General features: G+C 59.4%; 28 protein-coding genes and 1 riboswitch. Of the genes, 3 read left to right on the top strand and 25 right to left on the bottom strand.

Annotation, left to right across the window (positions count from 1 at the left end; genetic code table 11):
- Nucleotides 1–127: 127 nt before the first annotated feature.
- Nucleotides 128–1,339, bottom strand: a complete 1,212-nt coding sequence (tyrS, locus tag DW123_RS05445) for a tyrosine--tRNA ligase (protein WP_118273204.1) — start codon at nucleotides 1,337–1,339, stop codon at nucleotides 128–130.
- A 97-nt stretch (nucleotides 1,340–1,436) separates the two neighbouring features.
- Nucleotides 1,437–3,398: a U32 family peptidase gene (locus DW123_RS05440; RefSeq protein ID WP_158570718.1), complete on the bottom strand. Its 1,962-nt coding sequence runs from the start codon at nucleotides 3,396–3,398 to the stop codon at nucleotides 1,437–1,439.
- 162 nt (nucleotides 3,399–3,560) lie between these two features.
- On the opposite strand from DW123_RS05440, the gene DW123_RS05435 reads away from it, so the two are divergent.
- Complete coding sequence (locus tag DW123_RS05435) at nucleotides 3,561–5,768, top strand: transglycosylase domain-containing protein (protein WP_118273206.1); 2,208 nt, start codon at nucleotides 3,561–3,563, stop codon at nucleotides 5,766–5,768.
- Between the two features lie 188 nt (nucleotides 5,769–5,956).
- Here the strand turns inward: DW123_RS05435 and DW123_RS05430 are convergent, their stop codons facing one another.
- From DW123_RS05430 to yqeB, 22 genes are all read right to left on the bottom strand, one after another.
- Nucleotides 5,957–6,394: an arginine repressor gene (locus DW123_RS05430; RefSeq protein WP_006235280.1), complete on the bottom strand. Its 438-nt coding sequence runs from the start codon at nucleotides 6,392–6,394 to the stop codon at nucleotides 5,957–5,959.
- 131 nt (nucleotides 6,395–6,525) lie between these two features.
- Nucleotides 6,526–7,524 (bottom strand): glycosyltransferase, encoded by a 999-nt coding sequence (locus DW123_RS05425; RefSeq protein ID WP_147351596.1) that lies wholly within the window; start codon nucleotides 7,522–7,524, stop codon nucleotides 6,526–6,528.
- A gap of 203 nt (nucleotides 7,525–7,727) precedes the next feature.
- On the bottom strand, nucleotides 7,728–8,552 hold the full coding sequence (gene truA / locus DW123_RS05420) for a tRNA pseudouridine(38-40) synthase TruA (protein ID WP_118273208.1): 825 nt from the start codon (nucleotides 8,550–8,552) through the stop codon (nucleotides 7,728–7,730).
- A 92-nt stretch (nucleotides 8,553–8,644) separates the two neighbouring features.
- Nucleotides 8,645–9,127 carry a 50S ribosomal protein L17 gene (gene rplQ / locus DW123_RS05415; RefSeq protein ID WP_089573564.1) on the bottom strand — a complete coding sequence of 161 codons (483 nt, stop codon included), beginning with the start codon at nucleotides 9,125–9,127 and terminating at the stop codon, nucleotides 8,645–8,647.
- Nucleotides 9,128–9,157: 30 nt separating this feature from the next.
- Entirely contained in the window at nucleotides 9,158–10,099 is a 942-nt protein-coding gene (locus tag DW123_RS05410) for a DNA-directed RNA polymerase subunit alpha (protein WP_118273209.1), read from the bottom strand.
- 32 nt (nucleotides 10,100–10,131) lie between these two features.
- Nucleotides 10,132–10,728, bottom strand: a complete 597-nt coding sequence (gene rpsD, locus DW123_RS05405; RefSeq protein ID WP_006235275.1) for a 30S ribosomal protein S4 — start codon at nucleotides 10,726–10,728, stop codon at nucleotides 10,132–10,134.
- A 19-nt stretch (nucleotides 10,729–10,747) separates the two neighbouring features.
- Nucleotides 10,748–11,152 (bottom strand): 30S ribosomal protein S11, encoded by a 405-nt coding sequence (rpsK, locus tag DW123_RS05400; RefSeq protein WP_006235274.1) that lies wholly within the window; start codon nucleotides 11,150–11,152, stop codon nucleotides 10,748–10,750.
- A 14-nt stretch (nucleotides 11,153–11,166) separates the two neighbouring features.
- A complete protein-coding gene (gene rpsM / locus DW123_RS05395) occupies nucleotides 11,167–11,541 on the bottom strand; it encodes a 30S ribosomal protein S13 (RefSeq protein ID WP_022094275.1) in 375 nt (124 codons plus the stop codon).
- Nucleotides 11,542–11,555: 14 nt separating this feature from the next.
- Nucleotides 11,556–11,669 carry a 50S ribosomal protein L36 gene (rpmJ, locus tag DW123_RS05390; protein ID WP_006363204.1) on the bottom strand — a complete coding sequence of 38 codons (114 nt, stop codon included), beginning with the start codon at nucleotides 11,667–11,669 and terminating at the stop codon, nucleotides 11,556–11,558.
- Between the two features lie 150 nt (nucleotides 11,670–11,819).
- Nucleotides 11,820–12,038, bottom strand: coding sequence for a translation initiation factor IF-1 (gene infA, locus DW123_RS05385; protein WP_035137443.1), 219 nt, complete (start codon nucleotides 12,036–12,038; stop codon nucleotides 11,820–11,822).
- A gap of 232 nt (nucleotides 12,039–12,270) precedes the next feature.
- Nucleotides 12,271–13,059: a type I methionyl aminopeptidase gene (gene map, locus DW123_RS05380; protein ID WP_117743545.1), complete on the bottom strand. Its 789-nt coding sequence runs from the start codon at nucleotides 13,057–13,059 to the stop codon at nucleotides 12,271–12,273.
- A complete protein-coding gene (locus DW123_RS05375; RefSeq protein ID WP_118273210.1) occupies nucleotides 13,056–13,682 on the bottom strand; it encodes an adenylate kinase in 627 nt (208 codons plus the stop codon). Before DW123_RS05375 ends, map begins: the two co-directional genes overlap by 4 nt.
- An 18-nt stretch (nucleotides 13,683–13,700) precedes the next feature.
- Nucleotides 13,701–14,987, bottom strand: a complete 1,287-nt coding sequence (secY, locus tag DW123_RS05370) for a preprotein translocase subunit SecY (RefSeq protein ID WP_117734357.1) — start codon at nucleotides 14,985–14,987, stop codon at nucleotides 13,701–13,703.
- Nucleotides 14,981–15,430, bottom strand: coding sequence for a 50S ribosomal protein L15 (rplO, locus tag DW123_RS05365; protein ID WP_006235267.1), 450 nt, complete (start codon nucleotides 15,428–15,430; stop codon nucleotides 14,981–14,983). Before rplO ends, secY begins: the two co-directional genes overlap by 7 nt.
- A 3-nt stretch (nucleotides 15,431–15,433) precedes the next feature.
- Nucleotides 15,434–15,616, bottom strand: a complete 183-nt coding sequence (rpmD, locus tag DW123_RS05360; RefSeq protein ID WP_006235266.1) for a 50S ribosomal protein L30 — start codon at nucleotides 15,614–15,616, stop codon at nucleotides 15,434–15,436.
- A gap of 2 nt (nucleotides 15,617–15,618) precedes the next feature.
- Entirely contained in the window at nucleotides 15,619–16,143 is a 525-nt protein-coding gene (gene rpsE, locus DW123_RS05355; protein WP_055252236.1) for a 30S ribosomal protein S5, read from the bottom strand.
- 14 nt (nucleotides 16,144–16,157) lie between these two features.
- Complete coding sequence (gene rplR, locus DW123_RS05350; protein WP_006235264.1) at nucleotides 16,158–16,526, bottom strand: 50S ribosomal protein L18; 369 nt, start codon at nucleotides 16,524–16,526, stop codon at nucleotides 16,158–16,160.
- A 75-nt stretch (nucleotides 16,527–16,601) separates the two neighbouring features.
- A complete protein-coding gene (gene rplF / locus DW123_RS05345) occupies nucleotides 16,602–17,138 on the bottom strand; it encodes a 50S ribosomal protein L6 (protein WP_006235263.1) in 537 nt (178 codons plus the stop codon).
- Nucleotides 17,139–17,171: 33 nt separating this feature from the next.
- On the bottom strand, nucleotides 17,172–17,570 hold the full coding sequence (rpsH, locus tag DW123_RS05340; protein WP_006235262.1) for a 30S ribosomal protein S8: 399 nt from the start codon (nucleotides 17,568–17,570) through the stop codon (nucleotides 17,172–17,174).
- A gap of 119 nt (nucleotides 17,571–17,689) precedes the next feature.
- The gene (locus DW123_RS05335; protein WP_022094280.1) at nucleotides 17,690–17,875 is read right to left on the bottom strand and encodes a type Z 30S ribosomal protein S14; all 186 of its coding nucleotides are present in this window, start codon (nucleotides 17,873–17,875) and stop codon (nucleotides 17,690–17,692) included.
- Nucleotides 17,876–17,954: 79 nt separating this feature from the next.
- Nucleotides 17,955–18,512, bottom strand: coding sequence for a 50S ribosomal protein L5 (gene rplE / locus DW123_RS05330; RefSeq protein ID WP_006235260.1), 558 nt, complete (start codon nucleotides 18,510–18,512; stop codon nucleotides 17,955–17,957).
- Nucleotides 18,513–18,835: 323 nt separating this feature from the next.
- Entirely contained in the window at nucleotides 18,836–20,059 is a 1,224-nt protein-coding gene (yqeB, locus tag DW123_RS09745) for a selenium-dependent molybdenum cofactor biosynthesis protein YqeB (protein ID WP_233540141.1), read from the bottom strand.
- Between the two features lie 436 nt (nucleotides 20,060–20,495).
- On the opposite strand from yqeB, the gene DW123_RS05320 reads away from it, so the two are divergent.
- Nucleotides 20,496–21,149, top strand: a complete 654-nt coding sequence (locus DW123_RS05320) for a transcriptional regulator (protein ID WP_118273211.1) — start codon at nucleotides 20,496–20,498, stop codon at nucleotides 21,147–21,149.
- A gap of 122 nt (nucleotides 21,150–21,271) precedes the next feature.
- Nucleotides 21,272–22,258: a hypothetical protein gene (locus tag DW123_RS09655; RefSeq protein ID WP_118297907.1), complete on the top strand. Its 987-nt coding sequence runs from the start codon at nucleotides 21,272–21,274 to the stop codon at nucleotides 22,256–22,258.
- Between the two features lie 37 nt (nucleotides 22,259–22,295).
- On the opposite strand, the gene DW123_RS05310 is transcribed toward DW123_RS09655, so the two are convergent.
- Nucleotides 22,296–23,618, bottom strand: a complete 1,323-nt coding sequence (locus DW123_RS05310; RefSeq protein WP_118273213.1) for an ATP-binding protein — start codon at nucleotides 23,616–23,618, stop codon at nucleotides 22,296–22,298.
- A 269-nt stretch (nucleotides 23,619–23,887) separates the two neighbouring features.
- Nucleotides 23,888–23,978: riboswitch (SAM riboswitch) on the top strand.
- Nucleotides 23,979–24,102 lie beyond the last annotated feature (124 nt).

The raw sequence follows: 24,102 nt of genomic DNA, 5'->3' as shown, positions 1-24,102 counted from the left end.
GCCCAAACGATGGGACAGCAATACACCCCCTGCAAATAACGAGAGTGGATAATCTCCCACTTTGAGCCCACAAACAGGCCAAAAACGGAAGATTATCCACTCTCATTCTGTGAGGTTAACTTACTCGTTAGACCAACTTAAATCCTTTGCGCTTGCCTACGGAGAGGGTGTCGCCCAGCTTGAGGGCGCTGGGGTCGATGTTGTAGCTCTTGGGAGCCACGGCCTCGCCGTTGATCTTGACACCGCCGCCGTCGATGTCGCGGCGGGCCTGACCGGCGCTGGCCGAAAGGCCCAGGTCCTTGAGCAGGCCAGCGAGGTAGATCTGGCCCTCGTCGTTGACGATCAGCTCAACGTGCTTCTCGGGGAAGTCGGCAAGCTGCCCCTCCTTGAACACGCGGTCGAACTCGGCCTGAGCCTCGTCGCCGGCACCGGCGCCGTGGTAGGTGTCGCACAGGTCGCGGCCCAGAGCGCGCTTGAGCTCGTAGGGGTCGGCAGAGCCATCGGCCAGGGCGGCGTCGATCTTGTCGACCTCGGCCGGGGTGAGCGAGCTGGCCAGACGATAGTACTTGCCAATCATCTCGTCGGGGATGGACATAGTCTTGCCGAACATATCCTTGGGAGCGTCGGTCAGGCCGATGTAGTTGCCATAGGACTTGGACATCTTACGCACGCCGTCGGTGCCCTCGAGCAGCGGCATGGTAAGCGCGATCTGCGGCTCCATGCCCATCTTCTCCATGAGCTCGCGGCCAGCGAGCAGGTTGAAGAGCTGATCGGTGCCACCCATCTCCACGTCGGCCTTAATCTGAACGGAGTCGAAAGCCTGCATCACGGGGTACAGAAACTCGTGCAGGGCGATCGGCGTCTGGGACTGGTAACGCTTGGTAAAGTCGTCGCGCTCAAGGATGCGGGCGACGGTAAACTTGGAGCACACCTGCAGCAGGCCGGCCAGATCCATCGAAAGGATCCAATCGCCGTTGTGCACGATGGTGGTCTTCTCGGGGTCCAGGATCTTCATGGCCTGGCTCACATAGGTCTCGGCGTTGGCCTCGATCTGCTCCTGCGAAAGCTGCGGACGCGTGGAGTTCTTGCCCGAGGGGTCGCCGATCAGCGCGGTGCCGTTGCCGATGATAAGGGTAACGTTGTGGCCCAGGTCCTGGAACTGGCGCATCTTGCGCAGCGGCACGGCATGGCCCAGGTGCAGATCGGGGCTGGTGGGGTCGACGCCAAGCTTGATGTTGAGGGGCTCGCCCTTCTCAAGCTTCTTGCGAAGGTCGGCCTCGGGGACGATCTTCGCAGCGCCCGAGGTGATGATACGCATTTGCTCGTCAACAGACAGCATTGGGTATCCTCCTTTTGCTATAGCACCCTCACCGGATACGGCGGTGCTGGAAGTTCATAAACTCACTTATGATAACCAAAACGGCGCGACGCGGCACCTATGACAGGAAAATCCTCGTCCTGCCGCGTGCATCGATGGCAACTGGCAAACGCGTGCCATCCCGCTCAACCAGATAGCGCGCCTGCCGACGACGCATGCAATCGTGACAACATGCCCCGGCTTGCGCCGCATCGGTGGCGCAAGCCCCCTCGGCGGTCAGCAGGCAGTGCTCGCACACCATGAGCTCGGTGTGGTCGGCATCGACGGGACCCAGAACACCAGGTTCGGCCGTCAGTTCGGCAATACGCTCCGCATCATTGCCGAGCAACTCGGCCGGCAAGTACACCCGACCCGCGCCGAGCCCACGTAGCCAGGCAAGCGTAGTCCGGTTCGCACAGAACACCGGCGCCGCCACGTCAAACGTCACGCCCAGCTCGCGAGCGATCACCACCTGTCCCAGGTTGCGGCAGACGACGCGCCCGGCACGCTGCATCAGCGAGCGGGTCCGGTCAGCGTCACCCGTGCGGCACACTTCGTCGAGCACCACAACGGCGTCGGACAAATCGAGTTCTCCGCGCGGGTCGGCATCCATCAGCTGCCAAGCAAAAACCATGCGAGCGGGAACCGCGCACTCCACCAACTCCGTCGACGCACCGCCATCCACCGCAACGTCCTCAAAGGGTAGTACCTCAACGGCACGCGCAACGGGCGCAATCGCATCTGCCTCGGCCCGCATGCGCTCCAACACCGCCGCCGTCTGATCCAACACGCCGGCGCTGCGAATCAGGTACACCTCGCAGCCCGTGTCCACCTTACGCTTGCAATGCACGACAACGCGTTCCCCCGCCGCGGCACTCACCGGGCAGGGCACCTGCGGCCAGCGCTTGGGCGCATCGGGACGCGCGTCGACACCCGGATAGAACCGAATCTCGAGCGTGTCACCCGCCGCCACGGCGGCGTCGAGCTCAACGGCCACCTCTTCGTGGCCCACAGCGACCAAGCGCCCCACGCGCACGCCCTGGTTGATTGCACGCTCAAAGCTCATAAGCTCGGCGCCCGAACGCCCTCGCAGGTACGCATCGGTAAACCCACGGTTAAACGACCTTCCCAGCTCTCGTTCAAGCGCCGGCACCGCATTGGCATCCCACGTGCCGTCGCGCAGCATATCGAGCGCGTGACGCCACGCCCTCACCACGTTAAAGACATAGTCGGGATTCTTCATGCGACCCTCGATCTTGAGCGACGCCACGCCGGCGGCAACAAGCTCGGGCAGGTGCGCAATGCCCAGGTAATCACGCGGGCACAGCAGACGGTCCCCCTCAACGGCGACGACGCTCTCCCCCGCCTCGTCCACTAGGTCGTACGCCAGGCGGCACGGCTGTGTGCAGTCCCCGCGCATCGCCGAGCGCCCGCGTCTCAGGGCTGAGAACTCACAAGCACCCGAGTAGCCAATGCAGATGGCCCCGTGGCAGAACACCTCGATAGGCACGCCCGTACCGCACAAGGAGGCAATCTCGTCGACCGTCAGCTCGCGTGCCGTCGTCACGCGCTCGACCCCCAGCTCATCGGCGGCAAGCCGCACGGCGCCTTCGCTATGAACGCCCGCCTGCGTGGACAGGTGAATCTCGACGCCGGGAATCGCCGCACGCAGCGCGCACGCCAATCCGGCATCGGCAACAATCAGGGCATCGGCGCCCAGCTCCAGTGCATGAGCTCCCAACGCAACCGCGTCGGACAACTCATCGTCAAACACGAACACGTTGAGCGTCACGTACACACGCACGCCATGGGCATGCGCCACGGCACAACCGCGCGCAAACTCGTCATCCGTAAAGCCATGGGCGCTCACACGGGCGTTAAAGTCGCCCAACCCCGCATAGATGGCATCGGCGCCCGCGGCTATGGCCGCAAGCATCTGGTCGAGTCCGCCCGCCGGCGCCAGCAGCTCGGGCAGCGCCGCACCGGCACCATCCAATCCAGTCTCGTATTGTCCGCTCGGCCCCATCGTCCGAATCGCCATCGGCAAACTCCTTACCAAGGTATGCATTCACTCTGAAAAATGCCGTCTTCCAGCATACACGAGGCCTCGCGCGCCCCGTTTGGTTTATCGTGTAATAACTTATGTCCATCCTGCCCCGACGGCACATCCACCGTCCGGCACGACATACCTGGAGGTCAATATATGGGTCCTCGCCAACGACAGGGACGCAGCCGTTCAAAGACGCATGCCCTGCCCATAATCCTGCTCTCGTTTTTGGGCTTTCTGCTTATCGCGGGCGTGGCATTTGGCATCGGCATGGTCGGCAACGTCAACCGCTGGCTGTCCGATCTGCCCGACTACACCGACGCCAACGCGTATCTGGTGAGCGAGCCCACCGAGATCGTCGATTGCAACGGCAACAAGATCGCGAGCTTCTACACGCAAAACCGCAAGTCCATCACCAAGGACGAGGTCTCCCCCTACGTGCTGCAGGGCACCGTTGACGTCGAGGACGAGCGCTTCTACGAGCACGGCGGTATCGACCTGTGGGGTATCGCGCGTGCTGCGGTGGCAACCCTCGGCGGCGGGCACGAAGGCGCCTCAACTATCACCCAGCAGCTGGTGCGCAACACCATCCTGCAGGAGGAGCAGTTCGACTCGACCATCGAGCGTAAGGTGCGCGAGGCCTACATCGCCGTCAAGATGGAGGACATGTACTCCAAAGACGAGATCCTCATGATGTACCTCAACACCATCTATTACGGCCACGGCGCCTACGGCATCGAGGCCGCAGCCGAGACCTATCTGTCCAAGAGCGCCGCCGACCTCACCCTCAGCGAGGCCGCGCTGCTCATCGGCCTTCCCAACTCGCCCTCGCAGTACGACCCCACGGTCAACCCCGACCTGGCGCTGTCCCGTCGCAACAAGGTCCTTGACAACATGTTGCGCCTGGGCCACATCACGCAGGAGGAGCACGATGCCGCACAGGCCGAGCCCATCACCCTCAACGTGACCGAGATTTCGGGCAGCGGCGTCGACATATACTCGCAGCCCTACTTTGTCGCCTATGTTAAGCAGCTGCTGGAGCAGGAGTTCTCGACCGACGTGCTCTTTAAGGGCGGCCTGACCGTCAAAACCACCATCGACCCCACCATGCAACAGGTGGCCGAGGAGGCTGTGCGCTCGCAGCTCGACACGCTTTCGCTCGACGGCCTGGACATGGGCATGGTCGTCGTAGACCCCAAGACCGGCTACATCAAGTGCATGGTGGGCGGCTACGACTACAACGCCGACGAGAATCACGTGAACCACGCTACGGCAAAGCGCCCCGTGGGCTCCACGTTTAAGGCCTTTACGCTGGCAACTGCCATCCAAAACGGTATGAACCCCAACGTCACCCTCAACTGCAACTCGCCTCTTACAGCCAAGGGCACTACGACCAAGGTGCAAAACTATGCCAACCAGAGCTATGGCAACATCACGCTTAAGCAGGCAACGGCATACTCATCCAACACCGGCTACATTCAGGTGGCAGAAGCCATCGGCAACAACAAGATCATGTCGCTCGTCAAAAAGCTCGGCATCGATCCCGCCAAGGACAATATCGAGGACGTTCCCGTCATGACGCTCGGCACCGGGTCCATCTCGCCGCTCGAGATGGCATCGGCCTACGCCACTTTTGCCAACGGCGGCCATTATCGCCAGCCGATCGCCATCACCGAGATCGACTCGCGTACCGGCTCGGTGCTGTACCAGCACACCGACAATCCCACGCAGGTGTTCACCGAAGGCGAGGCTGCCGCGGTTACCGACGTTCTATCCGGCGTCATGCAGGGCAGTGGCACGGGTGCCGCCGGCGCGCTGAGCGTCAACCAGCCCTATGCTGGCAAGACGGGTACCACTGACAACACCACCAACCTGTGGTTCTGCGGCTACACGCCGCAACTGGCATGCGCCCTGTGGACCGGTTATTCCGCAGGCGAGATTCCCATCCAAAAGTACGGTACGGACCTGCTGGGCGACAGCACCAACCTGCCCGTCTTTAAGAAGTTCATGAACACTGTTTTGGCCGGAACCGAGCGCGAGGAGTTCCCGACCGGAACGGCCCCCACGTACAAGAACAATAACGTCTGGAAGTTCTACGGCACCAACAACAACACCAAGAAGACGGAAAGCGACGAGGACGAAGACAAGGACGAAGAGGAAACCACCACCACGACGACCACGACCACCGAGACCACAGGCGGCGACACCACCGGCGGCACCGGTACGAGCGGTGGCTCGACGGGCGGCTCCACTGGTGGTTCGACCGGCGGCGATGGCGGCACGCCTACGCCTACGCCCACTCCCGACCCCTCGCCTACGCCCACTCCCGACCCCTCGCCCACGCCTGACGATACGGTCGGCTAGAAATCATCCGGCCATAAGCAACAAGGCCCCCGAGCAGCTTATTAAACTGCTCGGGGGCCTTTTAGTTTAAAGCGACCTGGTGGGCGGTCTTTATGCCTGCAAACAAAAAAGGGGGTACCGACCAACGTCGATACCCCTTACAAGCCACTATGTCAGCGCACGCAGGGCCAAGCGCACGACCCGCACGCCTACTTGCGAGAATTGCTCAGCTTATTGATCAGCGCCTCGAGACGCTCGCCGTCCTCGGCCGTCTGGGCAATAACCAAAATCGTATCGTTGCCGGCAAGCGAGCCAAGCACATCGGGCAATTCTGCCGCATCAACGGCGGCGGCGATGCCGGAAGCCGTGCCAGGCTGAGCCTTGATCATAACCAGATTATCGGTGCGCAGAACGCCCGTTACGAGCTCGGAAACCATACGCTGCAGGTGCAGGTCCTCTGCCAGAACATAGATGCCCTCAGGGAGCTTACGCAGCCCCATATCGGCAATATCGCGAGAGACAGTCGCCTGCGTGCAATCAAAGCCCATAGCGCGGAGCTCATCGACCAGCACGCGCTGCGTGCGGACGTCCTTATTGCGCACAATATCTCTAATGGCATCCTGGCGCCCATTGCGTTTTTTAGCCATACAAACCTCACTCCAAAAGATGGCGGAGACAATCAATCAATGATTGAATAGTTTAACGCTATTTGAAGGCTTTTGTGTATAAGAACGCATTTCGAAACAATTCTATGCAAGTTTGTTTCGTAATGAGCCATTTAGGCGGTTTTTGCGCCCGTCCGGTTAAGAAAAGCTGCCAGATGCGTACACATCACGCAGCGCGCGGGCTTGGCGCTGGCGATCGGCCCAAACAACAGACCGAGCCCCCGATGGTTATCCTTGAGCGCGGCGACCATCTGACGGGTTCGAGGCGCCTCGAGCATATCACGCATACGGGCGGAGCGCTCAATTGATGACACCCCATGCGGGCTCAGACACAAATTCTCGATGCAGGCGACCAGTCCGGCAAAGTAGAACTTCTGGCTTGCCAGCATGAGCCAACCACCGCTATCTGCTTCCGAGAGTGAGTCCGCAAGCTCATCGAGCGCTCGGGTGTCATCGGATACCTTGGCATACATGGTGGGATCAAAGGCATCTGTAAGCTTAGGCGCCGCCGCGTGGAAACAAGCGTCGCCGCATCCGGAGACGCGCTGTGCCTGCGAGAGCGCACACGCCATAAACCCAACAGTGCGAAACGTCTTATCGCACAAAAGGCATGCTTCAAACAGCGGACGGGTGTACATCACGCCAGAGACTTGAGCAACCAGGCCGCCTAAAATCAACTGAGGCAGCCCGGCCACCATCGAAGGTTCGCTATCAATGGAAATATGAGTAGCATCCAAGACGCGCGAATGGCGCTCTCGATGTGCATCATAGCGGTCGAGCGACACCGTGGGGAAGACTATGTCTGCCGCAGTATCGCACGCGATATCGACCATCTTGGAAAGGGCGTGCGGAGCAAACCACTCATCGGCGTTCATGGCGATGATTTGAGAGCCGCGCGAGGCATCAAAACCGGCACGAAGACAAGCGCCGCGCTTAGCGTCCTCGACGTCAATCAAATCAATATGGATGTCCCTGTCGGCAGCAACTTGAAGCGAATGGCGCACACCGGGCGCAGCATCGCGGCAGACAACGACAATCTGCAAATCATAGAGGTCTTGGTTCTGGATACTCTCGAGCGCACGCATCGCATAGCTGGGCGAACCTTCTACCACAAGGATCACCGAAAGTCGCGGATGCGAGCCACGTCGAACCAAGTTATCCGTCCTCTCGACAGCAGTGAATCAAACTGTCGTTCATGGTACACCCCGGCAATAAAAGCAATGAGACACCGGTTGTATTGCACGCCAAGAACAGATGTTGCACACGCGCAGCCCACAGATGACAGGTGTCGACGCACGACGCGTCGAGCCCTCCCCTAGTCGAGCACGACAAGCTCGGCGGGATCGTAATCCACGCCCATAAACGTAAGGCCGCAGGCAGGAGCCGTGGGGCCCGCAGCGGTACGGTCGCAAGCATCGATGATCTCACGCATCCACCCAGGTTCATGGCGATGCATACCAATCTCGACAAGCGTGCCCACGATCGTACGAACCATCGAATGCAGAAACGCATTGCCCTCGATGGTGAACGTCAGGATGTCCTCGCCAAACGCAACCTCATGGCCAAACTCGGCACGCATCACGCAGCGATGCGTGGGCTTGCCAACGGCCGAGGCAACCTTGCAAAAGCTTTTAAAGTCCTGCTCGCCCAGCAGCGCGGGGCAGGCAGCAGACATTGCCTCAACATCCAAGGGATAGCGATGCCACCACACGGCACCGCGGGACAGCACGGGGCGCGCATCTCGATCGGCAATACGGTACGTATACGTACGGGAACGCGCGTCAAAACGTGCAGAAAAGCCTTTACGGGCCTTGTAGACCTCGTTTATGGCGATATCTTTGGGCAGCAGGGCATCCATAGCCCGCAGCCACCTACGGCGCGTACACGCGAGCTCAGCGTCCGTTACGGGCACGCTGATGTACTGAGCCACGGCATGCACGCCGGCATCGGTACGCCCCGCGCATGTCAGATCGATCGGGCGGCGAAGCAGCGTCTCGATGGCTCGACGCAGCTCACCCGCAACCGTCGTCTGCCCCGGCTGCTCGGCAAACCCGCTATACGACGAGCCGTCATAGGCGACGCGGAATACAAGGGTGGCGTCAAGCTCGAGAATCGAATTGAAATCAGACGGCGCAGTCATGGGCGCTCCCAACAAACAAGCAACGGTATCGCGACAAAAAAAGAGGGGTACGCGAACGTACCCCTCGAATATAGCCTACGCAGACGGAATGTCTACTCAGCGGTCTCCTCAGCAGGAGCCTCCTCGGCGGCGGTCTCCTCGACAGCCTCGACCTTCTTGGGAGCAGCGGCCTTCTTGGGGGCCGGAGCAGCCTTCTTAGCCTTAGGCGTGCAAGGCTCGGTGACGAGCTCCATGATAACGATGGGAGCGTTGTCGCCCTTGCGGTTACCGAGCTTCATGATGCGGGTGTAACCGCCGTTGCGGTCCTGCCACATACCCTGAGCAGCCTTGTCGAAGATCTCGGCAACGAGCTGCTTATCGCCGAGCTTGGCGATAGCCAGACGACGAGAGTGCAGGTCGCCCTTCTTGGCCCAAGTGATGATCGGGTCGACGACCGAACGCAGCGCCTTAGCGCGGGTCTCGGTGGTCTTGATGCGGTCGTTCTCGAAGAGGGCCTTAGCAAGGCTCTTCTTCATGGCCTTGGTGTGGCTCGCATCGGTGCCGAGCTTCAGGCCCTTCTTAACGTTGTGACGCATGGTCTAGTTTCTCCTCAAATATGCGAAGCATTAAGCCTTCAGGCTCAGGCCCATGGACTCAAGCTTGTCCTTCACTTCCTCGATCGACTTAACACCGAAGTTACGGATGTTGAGCAGATCGTTCTCCGAGAACTCAACGAGCTGACGGACCGAGTGAATGCTGGCGCGCTTAAGGCAGTTGTAGGAACGGACGGAAAGGTCCAGATCCTCGATCTGCTTGTCCAGCTCGGCGTTGTCGTTGGTGACCTCGGGAGCGAAGATCGAAGCCTCCTCCTCGACCTCGGGGGTCTCGGCAAGGTTCATAAAGGCGGCCATATGCTGGTTGATGATATTGGCAGCCTGGACCACGGCGTCGCGCGGGGCGATGGAACCGTTGGTCTCGATCTCGAGGACAAGGCGGTCGTAGTCGGCGTGCTGACCGACACGGCAAGCCTCAACGAGCTTGGCGCAACGGGAAACCGGCGAGTACAGCGAGTCGACGTGGATCACACCGATGGGATCGTTGTCGCGCTGGTTAGCCTCGCCAGAGACATAGCCGCGGCCATAGCCGATGCGCATGCTCATGGTGAGATGGCCACCCTCGGTGAGCGTAGCAATGTGCTGCTCGGGGTTGACCAGCTCAAACTCGGACGGAATAAAGAAGTCCGCACCGGTGACCTCGCAGGGGCCGTCAACCGAGATGGTGGCGGTCGCCTCGTCGGTCGTGCCGAGAGCCCTGAAGACAAGACCCTTGACATTCAGGACGATGTCGGTGACATCCTCGACCATGTTAGGGATGGTCATGAACTCGTGCTGCGCACCATCGATCTGAATAGCCTCGACGGCGGCACCCTCGAGCGAGGACAGAAGAACGCGACGAAGGGAGTTACCCAGCGTATCGCCGTAGCCACGCTCGAGCGGCTCGACGGAGACACGAGCAGACGTCTCGTTGATCTCTTCGACCTGAACCTGAGGCCTAATGAATTCTGACATGTATTACCTCCAGCCTCAGCAGCCCGGATGGACTACTTAGAGTAGAGCTCGACGATGAGCTGCTCGTTGATATCACCGCTGATCTGCTCACGCGTCGGCAGAGCGAGCACGTTACCAGACAGCTTCTCGATATCGACCTCGAGCCAGCCAGGGACCTCAAAGCGCTCGGAGGAAATCAGGGCCTCCTTGATGGGAAGGAGGTCACGGAACTTCTCGCCGACAGCGACGACGTCGCCGGCCTTGACGCGGTAGGACGGGATGTCCACGCGCTTGCCGTTCACGGTGAAGTGACCGTGACGGACGGACTGACGAGCCTCTTTGCGGGTGCGGGCGAAGCCAAGACGGAAGACGACGTTGTCGAGGCGAGACTCAAGGATAATCATGAGGTTCTCACCGGTGACGCCGTTCATCTTACGGGCCTTGTTGAAGTAGCCGTGGAACTGCTTCTCCAGAACGCCGTAGATGAACTTGACCTTCTGCTTCTCGCGCAGCTGCATGCCGTACTCAGATTCCTTGCGACGGCGCTTGGGCTGACGGATAGATTCCTTCTTGCTGCTGTAACCGAGCTCAGCGGGATCGATCCCGAGCTGACGGCAGCGCTTAAGAACAGGAGTCCTGTCGATTGCCATATTGATACGATCCTTTCAGTTACACGCGGCGACGCTTCTTGGGGCGGCAGCCGTTGTGCGGAATGGGGGTCTTGTCCTGGATGCTCGAGACCTCGAGGCCAGCAGCCTGGAGGGAGCGGATGGCGGTCTCACGACCGGAGCCGGGGCCCTTGACGAAGACGGAAACCTTCTTCATACCGTGCTCCATGGCCTGCTTGGCAGCAGCCTCGGCAGCCATCTGGGCAGCGAACGGCGTGGACTTACGGGAGCCCTTGAAGCCCACCTGGCCAGCCGACTTCCAGGAAATGACGTTGCCCTGGGGATCGGTGATCGAAACGATCGTGTTGTTGAACGTAGAACGAATGTGAGCCTGGCCCACGGAAATGTTCTTACGGTCCGCGCGCTTCAGACGGGCAGCGCGAACGTTCTTCTTAGCAGTAGCCATCTATCTAGCGCTCCTTATTTCTTCTTCTTAGCACCGATCTGACGCTTCGGGCCCTTGCGGGTACGAGCGTTAGTGTGGGTGCGCTGGCCGCGGACCGGGAGGCCCTTGCGGTGACGAAGGCCGCGGTTGCAGCCGATGTCCATAAGGCGCTTGACGTTCTGGTTGCGCTCACGGCGGAGGTCGCCCTCAACCATGATCTGGTTCTTGTCGATATAATCACGGATGGCGTTAACCTCATCTTCGGTGAGGTCCTTAACGCGCGTATCCACGTTAACGTTGCACTCGACGCAAATCTTCGTCGCAGTGGTGCGGCCGATGCCGTAAATGTAGGTCAAACCGATCTCAACGCGCTTCTCACGCGGGAGGTCGACACCATTAATACGGGCCAACGTAGTCTCCTCTCTTAACCCTGACGCTGCTTATGACGGGGGTTCTCGCAAATGACGAGGACCTTGCCATGGCGCCTAATGATTTTGCACTTATCGCACATCTTCTTGACCGAAGGACGTACCTTCATCGTTCTTCCTTTCGGTAGCGCTCAAACTACTTCCCTACTATCTACTCGCCCAGCCGCAGGCGTTTAAAACTATGGCTGGTCTTCACACACAATCCGACCGTAGGTTGAGCTAAGCCTGCAGTCGGAAATGGAGTGCGTGTATGCGTGCCGCTATTTGTAGCGATAGGTGATGCGGCCGCGGGTCAGGTCGTACGGGGAAAGCTCCACGACAACCCTGTCACCGGGGAGAATACGGATGTAATTCATTCGGATCTTGCCAGAAATGTTGCACAGAACCGAATGACCGTTCTCGAGCTCGACCTTAAACATGGCGTTGGGCAGCGGTTCCTTTACCGTACCCTCGAGCTCAATTGCGTCTTCCTTCTTCACAAGCAATCATCTTTCTCTAGAAAACGACAGCGATTGAGTATTCTACAATACGTATGCACGCATCGTAATATCTTCGTAATGGCTCCACAACTACGTGGAACTTGTTACATTTGAAATGTAAAACAAAGCCGTTCCCTGATGCCCAAGATCGTCTTGAAATGAGAAGGAATAGACCTTGGGGTCATGCCTTCGAAATTGAAAGGCGAGGTTGGGCATCAGGGGGCGGCGACTTTTACATTTCTCCGCCCTGCAGGGAGCACCAAGCACCTTGCGCGTCCGTGGTGAGAATCACCGGACCGTCATTGGTAATGGCGACGGTGTTCTCGTAGTGCGCGGCGGGCAGGTGATCGTTGGTCGTAACAATCCAACCGTCGGAGCCCGAGCTCACATGGTTGGAACCCATCGTAACCATCGGCTCAATGGCAATGACCATGCCGGTCTGGAGGCGCACGCCCCTCCCCTTCTTTCCATAGTTAGGAACGTTGGGGTCCTCGTGCATCACACGGCCAATGCCATGGCCCACATAGTCGCGAAGCACGCCGTAACCGTGAGACTCAGCGAGGGACTGAACGGCATAACCGACGTCCCCGATATGGTTACCGGGAACAGCCTGCTCGATGGCAGCCTTAAGGCAATCGCGCGTAACCTCGCACAGGGCCTTGGCCTCAGGCGTAGGGGTGCCGACGAAAAACGTCCAAGCGTTATCGCCAACCCAACCGTCGACAACGGCTCCCGTATCGATGGAGATGATATCGCCATCGCGCAGGATCATGTCGGGGTTGGGAATACCGTGGACCACAGCATCGTTGATCGATGCGCAAATAGTCCCCGGGAACCCGCCGTATCCCTTAAAGGCAGGGGTGCCGCCATGCATGCGGATAATCTGCTCCGCGAGCTGATCGAGCTCAAAAGTCGAAACGCCGGGGCGCACCATGGCTCCAACGTGGCGGAGCGCCATCTTAGATAGCGCTCCTGCCTTCTTCATCTGCTCGATTTGCGTTGCAGACTTAATCTTGATCATAGACCGAGGGCTTCTTTGACATCCCCGTACACGGTCTCGCGAGCCTGGTCACCGTTGACCGACTTGAGCAGACCCTGGCCACGATAGTAGTCGACGAGCGGGCTCGTGGACTTCTCGTAGACGTCGAGACGGTTCTTGATGGTCTCGGGCTTGTCGTCGTCGCGCTGATACATCTCGCCACCGCACTTGGGGCAGGTGGTATCGGAAGCCGTGCCGGTGTAACCGCAGGCGCGGCAGGTACGACGCGAAGACAGACGATCGATGATGACCTCGGGGGCCACATCGACCAGAAGGGCGCAGTCGATCTCGCGACCCATGGTGGAGAGCTCGGAATCGAGCGTCACGGCCTGGGCGGTGTTGCGCGGGAAGCCGTCGAGGATGAAGCCCTGCTGGGCGTCATCGGCGGCAAGGCGCTCCTTGACAAGATCGATCACGAGCTGGTCGGGAACGAGCTCGCCAGCGTCCATGTACTTCTTAGCCTGAATACCAAGCTCGGTGCCACCCTTGACGGCAGCACGCAGCAGGTCGCCCGTGGAAATGTGAGCGACGCCAAACTCGGCGACGAGCTCCTGTGCGACGGTGCCCTTACCGGCACCCGGAGCTCCGAGCAATACGAGGTTCATGAGCAATCCTCCTCTAGCCTATTTAAAGAATCCATCGTAATCATACATCTTGATCTGGCCTTCGAGCTTATCGACCGTGTCGAGCACGACGCCGACCATGATGAGGATGGACGTGCCGCCAAATGCCTGGATCAGCTGGTTACCCGTGAAAGAGAAGATGATCGAAGGCACGATGGCGATGAGCGCCAAAAAGACAGCGCTGGGAAGCGTGATCTTGTTGAGCGCGTTCTTGATGTAGGCCGCGGTAGCTCTACCCGGACGCACGCCCGGAATAAAGCCGCCCTGCTTCTTAAGGTTGTCGGCCGTGTCATCGGGGTTGAACACCATGGAGGTGTAGAAGTATGCGAAGAACACGATGAGGACAACATTAAGCACCCAGTTGAGCCAACCGGTCGAAAGCGCAGAGGCAACTGCCTGAATCCAGCCGATGCCGGGGAAGAACACGGCAATCTGAGCCGGGAAGTACAGCAGCGCCGAAGCGAAGATGATCGGCACGACGCCCGCGGTGTTGACCTTGATGGGCAGGTAGGTGGTCTGGCCACCCATCATGCGACGACCCACAACGCGCTTAGCGTAGGAGACCGGAATGCGGCGCTGGCCGCGCTCAAGGAAAACAATCAGCGGGATAACCAGCAAGATGATGGCGCAGATGATCACCATGGTGATGATGCCACCGGCATTGCCCTCGGTGCTGGAGAAGATCGCCTGCGGCAGACCGGCCATGATGTTCGCAAAGATAATCAGCGACATGCCATTGCCGATACCGCGCTGGGTGATGAGCTCACCAATCCACATGATCAGCATGGCGCCCGCGGTGAGCGTGCCGACGATCATGAGGTCGAAGATGATCTCGGGAGCGCCGGCGCCAGTAAAGCTGATGCCGAAGCTCTTAAAGAGGAAGAGGTAACCCACGGAGTTGAGGATTGCCAGAGCCAGGGTGAGGTAACGCGAATACTGCGTAATCTTGGTCTGACCGACCTCGCCCTCGCGGGCAAGCTCATGCAGGGAAGGCACAACGGCCTGGAGCATCTGGAGGATGATCGAGCTGGTGATGTAAGGCATGATGCCCAGGGAGAACACCGACACATAGCTCAACGCGCCGCCAGAGAAAAGATTCAGGAGGGCCATAGCACCTGCGGCGACCGAATTGTTATCGGTCGAGAAAAGGCCCAGCATCCCCTGGAAGGGAATGCCGGGCACAGGAACGTGCGCACCAATGCGGTACACGACGAGCATAGCTATGGTAAAAAGAATCTTTTCACGCAATTCTTTGATGCGGAAAGCATTCTTAAGACCATTTAGCACGGCAGCTCGACCTTTCCGCCAGCGGCCTCGATCTTGGCCTGCGCAGAAGCGCTGACCTTGTCGACCTTGACCGTGAACTTCTTGGTGAGCTCACCATTGCCGAGCACCTTGACGGGCTCGAACTCGCTCTTAGTGATGCGAGCGGCCTTAAGAGCGGCACCGTCGATCACAGCGCCGTCCTCGAACTTACGCTCGAGACGCTCAACGTTAACAGCGGTGTACTCGATACGACGGGGGTTGCGGAAGCCCGGAAGCTTGGGCAGGCGCATAGCCAGCGGAGTCTGGCCACCCTCGAAGCCGGCACCCTTGGTGCCGCCAGAGCGGGAACCCTGGCCCTTCTGACCGCGGCCAGAAGTGGTGCCGTGACCCGAAGAATTGCCACGGCCGACGCGCTTGCGGTTCTTGGTGGAACCGGGCGCGGGAGTAAGATCGTGAAGCTGCATTTGCTACTCCTCTACAATCTCGACAAGGTGCTTGACCTTGAAGATCATGCCGCGGACGGACTCGTTGTCAGCAATCTCGCGAACCTCGCGGATCCTGTGGAGACCGAGGGCACGGACAGTACGGACCTGGTCCTGCTTGCAACCGTTGGTGCTGCGGACCTGCTTGATCTTGATGGTGTCAGCCATGCTTAGTTCTCCTTACCGACGAACATCTCGGAGACCGTCAGGCCACGGCGAGCCGCGACGTCCTCAGGGCTGGAGAGCTCCTTGAGGCCCTCGACGGCAGCCTTGATGATGTTGAGGCCGTTGTCGGTACCGAGGGACTTGGACAGGACGTTCTTGATGCCAGCAAGCTCGAAGAGGGGACGCACAGCGCCGCCGGCGATAACGCCGGTACCCTCGACAGCGGGCTTGATGATGATGCGGCCGGCACCAAAGTGGCCGAGAACCTCGTGCGGGATGGTGCCCTGCTCGGTCACCGGCACGTGGAACATGTTCTTCTTGGCATCGAGAGACGCCTTGGAGATGGCCAGGGGCACCTCAGCGGACTTGCCCATGCCAACGCCAACGTTGCCCTTGCCGTCGCCAACGACGACGAGAGCGACGAGGCTCATGCGACGACCGCCCTTGACGGTCTTCGACACGCGGTTGATGTAAACGACGCGCTCCTCGAACTCGGAGGCCTCGCGCTGCTGCTTCTGATTACGAGCCATGTGCTACATACCTCCTAGAACTCGAGACCGGCGGCACGAGCACCGTCGGCGAGGGCCTTGACGCGGCCATGGTAGATACGGCCACCGCGATCGAAGGCGACCTTGGTGATGCCGGCCTCGATGGCGCGCTTGCCAACGAGCTGACCGACCTTCTCCGCAGCCTCCTTGTTCGAGGTGTGGGTGCCCTTGAACTCGGCCTCGAGGGTCGAGGCAGAGACGAGCGTCAGGCTGGAGCCCTTGCTGTCGTCGATGATCTGGGCATAGATGTTGGCGTTAGTACGGGTCACGCGAAGACGCGGACGCTCGGAGGTACCCGAGACCTTGCCGCGTACACGACGCTGACGACGCTTGAGGCCTTCCAGCTTCGCCTTATGCTTGTTCATACGTAAACTCCTAAAAAGGTTGATCTTGCCAGCACCTGACGGGGTGCTGGTCTTATGCGAGTGAGTCGGTTACGACTACTTGGCGGCCTTACCCAGCTTGCGGCGGATGTGCTCGCCAACGTAGTGGATACCCTTGCCCTTGTAAGGCTCGGGAGGACGATGGCCGCGGATCTCAGCGGCGATCTGACCGACCTGCTGCTTGTTGATACCCTTGACGTTCACGTGGGTGTTGTCGGGAACCTCGAAGGTGATGCCCTCGGGAGCCTCGACGATCACGGGGTGCGAGAAGCCCAGGGAGAACTCGAGGTTCTTGCCCTTCTGCTGCACGCGGTAACCGACGCCGGCGAGCTCGAGCTTCTTCTCGAAGCCCTCGGAAACGCCAACAACCATGTTGTGGATGAGGGCGCGGGTGAGGCCGTGGCGGGCACGGGTCTCACGCTCGTCGTCGGGACGGGAAACGGTGAGGACGTTGTCCTCGACGTTGATAGCGAGCTTCTCAAAGACATCGAGCTCGAGCTGGCCCTTGGGGCCCTTGACGACAACGTTGTTGCCGTTGACTGCCACTTCGACTCCGGCGGGAATCTGGACAGGCTTATTACCGATACGAGACACGGTGATCTCCTTTCCTTCTACCTACCGAGCGAATTACCAGACGTAAGCGATGATCTCGCCGCCGACGTTGTGCTTGCGAGCATCGCGGTCGGTCATGACGCCATGGCTGGTGGAAATAATGGCGGTACCAAGGCCACCGCGGACGCGGGGCATGTCGGCAACGCCGGTGTACTTACGCAGGCCCGGCTTGGAAATGCGGCGGATGCCGTTGATGACCTTAGCCTTCTTGGGACCATACTTAAGCGTGATGTGCAGAGTCTTCTGGGGAACGGTGTCCTCGACATCGTAGCCCTCGATGTAGCCCTCCTCGTGCAGAACACGAGCGATCTCGACGAGCTTCTTGCTGCTCGGCATGGAGACCGTGGCCTTGTTCACAGAGTTAGCGTTACGGATGCGCGTAAGCATATCTGCGATCGGGTCTGTAAGGTTCATACAGATTCTCCTTCGTTCTTGATGAACACGTGCTCTTGGTTCTTCGCCGCCCTTAACGGCAAAGCCTTTTTAGCGCGTTTTCCCTGTTCCAAACTGATGCTTGAAACGCTGGTAGTGACTTACCAGCTGGCCTTCTTAACGCCGGGAAGCTCGCCCTTGAGTGCAAGCTCGCGGAAGCAGACACGGCACAGGCCGAACTTGCGGTACACAGAGTGCGGACGGCCGCAGCGCTGGCAGCGCGTGTACTCACGAGTAGAGAACTTCTGCTTGCGATTGCACTTGACGATCATCGATGTCTTAGCCACTTATATCCTCCTCACATAGAGTATTGTTCGCCCCAAGCGCCGCCCCCTTGTGGGAACGGCGCTTATAGGGCAGGTGAACCTATTTCTTGAACGGGAAACCGAAGGCGTCCAGAAGGGCCTTGGCTTCCTCATCGGTGTTGGCGGTGGTCACGAAAGTGATGTCCATACCACGCTGGTGATCGACGGAGTCGAAGTCGATCTCGGGGAAGATGAGCTGCTCGGTGACGCCCATGGAGAAGTTACCACGGCCGTCGAAGCTCTTGGCGGAGATGCCGCGGAAGTCGCGGATACGGGGGATCGCGACGGAGGTCAGACGATCGAAGAACTCCCACATACGGTCGCCACGCAGGGTAACCTTGCAGCCGATCGGCATACCAGCGCGCAGGCGGAAGGTAGCGATGGACTTGCGGGCACGGGTAATCATCGGCTGCTGGCCGGTGATGGCACGCAGGTCGCGCACGGCACCGTCGATGGCCTTGGAATCGGTAGCGGCCTCGCCGACACCCATGTTCACGACGATCTTCTCAAACTTGGGGATCATCATGACGTTCTCGTACTGGAACTTGTCCTGAAGCTGCTGCTTGACCTCGTTGTTGTACTTGGTCTTCAGACGCGGCACATACTTCTCTTCTGCCATTGTTCACTCCTTCTTGGGGTTTTAAGCACGGGGCGTGGCCACGATGGGTTGTCCTCGTGCCTCCTGGCTGCATCCGCGCCGCTCATGGCATTTCGCGGTTTGGACTCGACGCAGCAGGAGCCGACAAAACAATCGGTACTATACGCGCATCGGGAGCGTATTACCAGAAAAACCTCGTCTGCCTGCACAACTCCACAACTCCCCCGCACAAATATGACCCGCATGTGCCAGGGGTAGCTAATTTGGGACGGGGCTTTTTTAGCTACCCTGCGACAAGGCAGCTAAAAAAGCCCCGTCCCAAATTAGCTACCCCTGGGATGCGACTAGCGCTTGCGGGGGACGAGCTTGGTGCGGCGTAGGTGGATCATCTCGGCGGCGATGGAGATGGCGATCTCCTCGGGGCAGAGCGTCTCGATGTGCGCCGCGGGAATCTCGGAGGCCGCGTTGGTGTAGGTGACCTTACTCCCCTCCTCCACCAGCGAAAGCCTGGGGCAGCCCACAATGGTGTGGCGCGATTCCTCGCCATGGCACTCGGCCACATCGCCCTCGAGCACGCTCGCGATAAACGGTTCAAAGTCGATGACGAAGTCGCCGATACGTCGATACGCCAAGACGTCGGCAACCGACTGGAACAACGGCGCCTGGGTCGCGTCCAGGTGCAGATAGCACAGGCAGATGGCTCCGCCGTAGATCATGCCGGTATCGGAGTTCTCGCCGCCCATGGTGTAGCGGACCAGACGCGATTTACCCCCGGCCAGCAGCTCGCGAGCCTCGTCCAGCGCAAAGAGCTCGATTTTGCCGCCGCCGACCGACGTCGCCTTGTCCGAAATATAGTTGATATAGCTGGCATCGCCGCGCGGGTCGACGTCGGCGCATTTAAAGCCCTCAGTCACCTGCACGCCGTCGGCCAAAAGGCCGCGCAAGCAGCCGTCAATCTGCGTGACCATGGGCGTATCGCCCGCGTAGCCAATCACGTCTCCGGCGCTCACGATGTCGCCGATGGTGCGGTCAGATCGAAACACGCCGGCGGCGGGGCTGTGGATAACGCGCTCTTTGCCATATCCGGCGATGACGCCCGGCACGCCCGTGTTGGGCTGGGGCGAGCCCTGGGTAATGGCACGGCCCAGGAAATGCCCGCGCATGGTTTCGATCACGGCGTCGCAGTCAACCGGCGCGGTAAAGCCCGGTCCCACGGCAATAACGGCAGGCGCCATGTCGCGCGTGGTACCCAGGTTGCGCTTGGCCAGAATCGCGTCGACCACAGCCGCAGGCTTCAGTTCGCCGAGCATCTGCGCCTGGGGGTCCACCACCACGGTGACATCCCCCGCCTCGGTAATCTCAAGCGCCTCGGCCGACGTCTGCGCCAAGCGGGCGCGAATGCCCTCGACCTGGACCTCGCCCAAGCGAATGGCCTCGCAAAAACTGATTGTGCGACGGATGCACGTGGGGACCGCGATATCGGCCATAACGACCGACACGCCGACGCGCACCAAACGGGCAGCGACACCCGTGGCGATATCGCCGGCGCCGCGAACATAAACAAGCATTCCCGGGGCACATCCCTGTGCTACGGTTTGAGCAGAGCAAAAGCGGTTCGACCGCTAAGCAGCGACGATCCGCCATCCTTGCCCTTAAGCCCCATAAGGTCGGGAAAGAGACTCGCAGGGAACAGCACCGGCGAGGCGGGTTCACCGTTTAGGGCAAGACGCACGGGCGCGACGCCGCCGTTGGCCTTAAAAGCGCTTATCCCGCACGCCCACGATGCAAAAAGGGGGCACCCCGCCGGTTGGCAAAGTGCCCCCTTTACATGGTTTACCTCAACCCGGCTTTAGGCCTGGAACCAACGGGCGGCGTTGACCTCGCCGTGCTCGCAAGAGGCGCCTGAGATGTCGGCGGTCTTATAACGCAGCGACGCTTTCGTTATTTGCGAACAAGTGTGGTTTATGGCACAGTGAGCCCAAACTAATTTTTAGGAAGGCACCCATGACCCCCGCACAGATTGAGTTCTACAAGCGCCTTGCACACGGTCTGGCGCTCCAATTTGGCCCCAACTGCGAAGTCGTCGTCCACGATCTGGAAACCGAGGACGTGGACCACTCCATCGTAGTGATCGAAAACGGCCACGTCAGCGGGCACAAACTGGGTGACGGCCCCAGCCATATCGTGTTTGAGTCCATGCACGAGGGCACCACCGACGTGCACGACCGCGGGCCATACCTCACCAAAACCACCGACGGCAAGCTGCTCAAATCGTCGACGATCTTTATCCGCAACGACGAGGGCAAGCCCGTCGGCATTTTGGGCATCAACTTTGACATTACGCTTATGAAGGCTTTTGAGCGTTCGCTCGACGCCTTTACCGGCACCGGCGGCACGGGCTACACCGAGCCCGAGCCCATTACCAAAAACATCGGCAACCTGCTCGAGGACCTGCTGCACGAGTGCGAGCAGTTTGTGGGCAAGCCCGCGGCGCTCATGACCAAAGACGAGCGTATTCGTGCCATTGGCTACCTCGACCGTCGCGGCGCCTTCCTCATTTCAAAGTCGAGCGAGCGCGCCTGCGAGTTCTTTGGCATCTCCAAATACAGCTTCTATAGCTACCTCAACGAGGCCAAGGCGGCGGCCGGCGACAAATAGTCAGCGCGCCTGCACCCCTCCCCTTTTTGGGCGCGAGTTCTGGAAAGCATGAATCCAAGACCGAGCCGCTTGGGAAGTTCCATATAATCGATGTCATTGGTATTTCGAAAGGGTGGAACAGAATGGCGTTGAGCAAGGCATCATGCACCGGTCGCGGATTGATTCCGGCAATTGATGGACATGTGCACCGCATGTTCGATGAGGGTGAAGACAACCTGTTTTCGCTGAGCCTTGACGACGTGATGGATGATCGCCCGTGGACCGCCGACGAACTCATGGGCGGCGGGGCTCGCCCGTCAAGCCCCAATCCCGCACTTGCGCCTAAGCCCGCATCTGCGCCGACTCCTGCGCAGTCGCCTGTTTCGACGCCCGCGCCTACGCCCGCACCCACTTCGGCGCCCACGCCCGCTCCCCGCCCCGCAAGCGACCCGACCGAGACGGCGGCATTTCTCGCTGCAGCGACGCAGGGCAAATCGGCCGACAGCACCGTCATGTTCAGCGCCCAGCAGTTGCCTGTTCCTGCGGCACGCAAGCCTCAGGTCACAAGGCTCGATGAGCCCGCTACCCATCAGGTGGCCTACGATTCCTGGGCTGCAGCCGATCTGGATGAGACCTCTACCGGCATGCTGGCGCTCGACGTTCCAGTTAACCCGCTTTTTGCCGCCAACACGAGCGCCGCGGACTATGAGGGCGGTGCGGCATATTCCGATTATTCCGATGGCTATGATGGCACCGGTCGCATCGAGACCGAGGATTATGGCACCGCATCGAGCGGTTATCTCAACGATCCGTACGCTGCCGCGCCTGCACCGGAATATGACCCGGAGGCCGCGTCCGCACCGGCGTATACCAAAAGCACGGGCGAAGAGCTCTTCGCCGATTATTACGCCGAGGAAAAGGCACTGCGTTTCTCGGAATTTCCGCAGGCAGTCAAGGTTGCCTTTATCGCCATTATCATTGCCCTACTCGGCGTCATTGCGTTTGAGGGATTCCAGCTGTTCCGCGGCCCCACCCAAGCGGAGTCGGAGACCCAGCAAAAAGAGGACGATAACGAGTATCTGGACATCAACACCCTCAAGGGCGACCCCAACGACGGAGACGACGAGTAGCGAGGGTTAAGTGAGGGCCGGAAGAGTCGACGGCACGTTACGGCTCCAAAAGCCCTGCCATAAAGATGGGCAGATACAGCACGTCACCATCGCGGTGAAGATTGCATTCCGCAAGTACCAGGGCGCGATCGATTCCGTAGCCCTTCGTTGTCAGTGCGTTACCGAGCGCCGCGTGGCACTTAAAGCTCTTGCCCGATTTGACCTCGATGGCAAACACTTCCCCATCGAACGTCTCTTCCACAAAATCGAGCTCACCGACCTTTTTGGACGTAAAGTAGCGCAATCTAAACCCATGAGCTTTGAGCTCTTGGGCAACGAAGCCCTCAAACGCCGCCCCCATGTTCATGCCAAAGGCGTCTTCCGTCTCCCCATCAAATACGCCTTGGGCGACCCTTTTGGAATACGACGACATGAGCATTCCGGTGTCCAAGTAAAACAGCTTGAACAGATTTCGTTGCTCCCCCAATAAAAGGGGTGCAACGGGCGCCGTTACGTTATACACGGGAAGCGCGACACCCGCCTCCGATAACCAGAGAAAATGATCTGTCACCTGCGAAAAACGTTTGACACCGTTAATCGATGACAGTTTGAATCGCTTGTTTTTGGAGCCGGCCTCGCTGGGAATCAAATCATAGATATCGCGAATAACCAAGCGTAGCTCGGGCGGAGCGTACTTTGCAATGTCATCGCGATACAGGGCGTGAAGATCGCGGTGGATGTTTCGAACCTCGTCGACATTGCGCGTCGCCAAGAAGGAATTGACCGCGTCGGGCATGCCTCCCACCACCACATACTGATGGAACAGGTCGAGCAAGCGGTCATACAGGTAGCCAGGGAGCTCCCCCTCATCCTTTAGACAGCCTCTGAGCATGTCAAACACGCTGGCGCCAACGCCATTTGCCCAGCAAAACTCCTCAAAGTCGAGCGGGTACATCTGGACCTGCTCGACATACCCCACCGGCAGGGAATCGATGCCCTCGAGCTCAACGCCAAGGAGCGATCCGGTAAGGATATATCGAAAGTCGCCACGTTGGACCAGGTATTTGATAAACGTCACCACGTTGGGGCATCGCTGTACCTCGTCGATAACCACGGCGGTCTTGTTCGCAACCATCGGCTGCGTCGCAGCGATAGACATGCGCATAAGCAGGTCGTCCGCACTTTTCGACGCCAAAAACGAATCGCGCACGGACGCGTCGGCGATAAGGTCGAACGTCACGACGTTTTCGAACGATTCGCTTGCAAAGACGTTGACCAAATATGACTTTCCTACCTGCCGGGCGCCCTTGACCAAAAGAGCCTTGTTGGGCGACGAGGCAAGCCAAGATTCAAACTGTGCTTTCGCTTTTCTCTGCAGCATAAGCGCACCCCTTATTACGTGCCGTTTTAGCACTAGGATACACTTTTCCGTAGTTATTAGGTGCTCATTTCGACACTTTTTCGAAGCTTTAAAGTGTGTATTTCGACATTTTTCCGTACTTATATGCAGGATATTTCGACACTTTTTCGGATTTAAGCCTAGCAGCAGCCGGCGAAATCAAGCGTCGCTTGCACGTCATTTCGCAGGCGGCGCTTGATTTCTGTCCGCGCGCGCTGATAGACTCCATCGTGCCCGCAAGGAGCGGGCGCGTTTTATCCAGAGTCGGGGTAGAGAGTTGGCTCCACGATCCCGACGCCAACCGGCCAAGAGGCACGGTGGCCCTGCCAACATCGATGAAAGGAGTCCGTATGGACAATTTCTCCGTGCGCAGTGAGCGCAGCTTCCACAACCTGGCAGCCAAGCCAAAACGAATGGCTCTGTTAGACCAGGATTGACATACATGTGTCCCCACGGTGCCATATCG

The sequence above is a fragment of the Collinsella sp. AM10-26 genome (genome assembly GCF_003472525.1).
Lineage (GTDB): Bacteria > Actinomycetota > Coriobacteriia > Coriobacteriales > Coriobacteriaceae > Collinsella.
Note: the sequence above shows the minus strand (reverse complement) of the source record. Positions and strands in the feature narration are given on the sequence as shown.

Excerpts from the sequence above, each read along its gene's own strand:
- tyrS (WP_118273204.1), bottom strand. The coding sequence starts at position 1,339 with ATGCTGTCTGTTGACGAGCAAATGCGTATCATCACCTCGGGCGCTGCG.
- DW123_RS05440 (WP_158570718.1), bottom strand. The coding sequence starts at position 3,398 with ATGGCGATTCGGACGATGGGGCCGAGCGGACAATACGAGACTGGATTG.
- DW123_RS05435 (WP_118273206.1), top strand. The coding sequence starts at position 3,561 with ATGGGTCCTCGCCAACGACAGGGACGCAGCCGTTCAAAGACGCATGCC.
- DW123_RS05430 (WP_006235280.1), bottom strand. The coding sequence starts at position 6,394 with ATGGCTAAAAAACGCAATGGGCGCCAGGATGCCATTAGAGATATTGTG.
- truA (WP_118273208.1), bottom strand. The coding sequence starts at position 8,552 with ATGACTGCGCCGTCTGATTTCAATTCGATTCTCGAGCTTGACGCCACC.
- rplQ (WP_089573564.1), bottom strand. The coding sequence starts at position 9,127 with ATGCGTCACAACGTTAAGAAGGGCCTGAAGCTCGGCACCGATGCGAGC.
- DW123_RS05410 (WP_118273209.1), bottom strand. The coding sequence starts at position 10,099 with ATGTCAGAATTCATTAGGCCTCAGGTTCAGGTCGAAGAGATCAACGAG.
- rpsD (WP_006235275.1), bottom strand. The coding sequence starts at position 10,728 with ATGGCAATCGACAGGACTCCTGTTCTTAAGCGCTGCCGTCAGCTCGGG.
- rpsK (WP_006235274.1), bottom strand. The coding sequence starts at position 11,152 with ATGGCTACTGCTAAGAAGAACGTTCGCGCTGCCCGTCTGAAGCGCGCG.
- rpmJ (WP_006363204.1), bottom strand. The coding sequence starts at position 11,669 with ATGAAGGTACGTCCTTCGGTCAAGAAGATGTGCGATAAGTGCAAAATC.
- map (WP_117743545.1), bottom strand. The coding sequence starts at position 13,059 with ATGATCAAGATTAAGTCTGCAACGCAAATCGAGCAGATGAAGAAGGCA.
- DW123_RS05375 (WP_118273210.1), bottom strand. The coding sequence starts at position 13,682 with ATGAACCTCGTATTGCTCGGAGCTCCGGGTGCCGGTAAGGGCACCGTC.
- rplO (WP_006235267.1), bottom strand. The coding sequence starts at position 15,430 with ATGCAGCTTCACGATCTTACTCCCGCGCCCGGTTCCACCAAGAACCGC.
- rpmD (WP_006235266.1), bottom strand. The coding sequence starts at position 15,616 with ATGGCTGACACCATCAAGATCAAGCAGGTCCGCAGCACCAACGGTTGC.
- rpsE (WP_055252236.1), bottom strand. The coding sequence starts at position 16,143 with ATGGCTCGTAATCAGAAGCAGCAGCGCGAGGCCTCCGAGTTCGAGGAG.
- rplR (WP_006235264.1), bottom strand. The coding sequence starts at position 16,526 with ATGAACAAGCATAAGGCGAAGCTGGAAGGCCTCAAGCGTCGTCAGCGT.
- rpsH (WP_006235262.1), bottom strand. The coding sequence starts at position 17,570 with ATGAACCTTACAGACCCGATCGCAGATATGCTTACGCGCATCCGTAAC.
- rplE (WP_006235260.1), bottom strand. The coding sequence starts at position 18,512 with ATGGCAGAAGAGAAGTATGTGCCGCGTCTGAAGACCAAGTACAACAAC.
- yqeB (WP_233540141.1), bottom strand. The coding sequence starts at position 20,059 with ATGCTTGTTTATGTTCGCGGCGCCGGCGATATCGCCACGGGTGTCGCT.
- DW123_RS05320 (WP_118273211.1), top strand. The coding sequence starts at position 20,496 with ATGACCCCCGCACAGATTGAGTTCTACAAGCGCCTTGCACACGGTCTG.
- DW123_RS09655 (WP_118297907.1), top strand. The coding sequence starts at position 21,272 with ATGGCGTTGAGCAAGGCATCATGCACCGGTCGCGGATTGATTCCGGCA.
- DW123_RS05310 (WP_118273213.1), bottom strand. The coding sequence starts at position 23,618 with ATGCTGCAGAGAAAAGCGAAAGCACAGTTTGAATCTTGGCTTGCCTCG.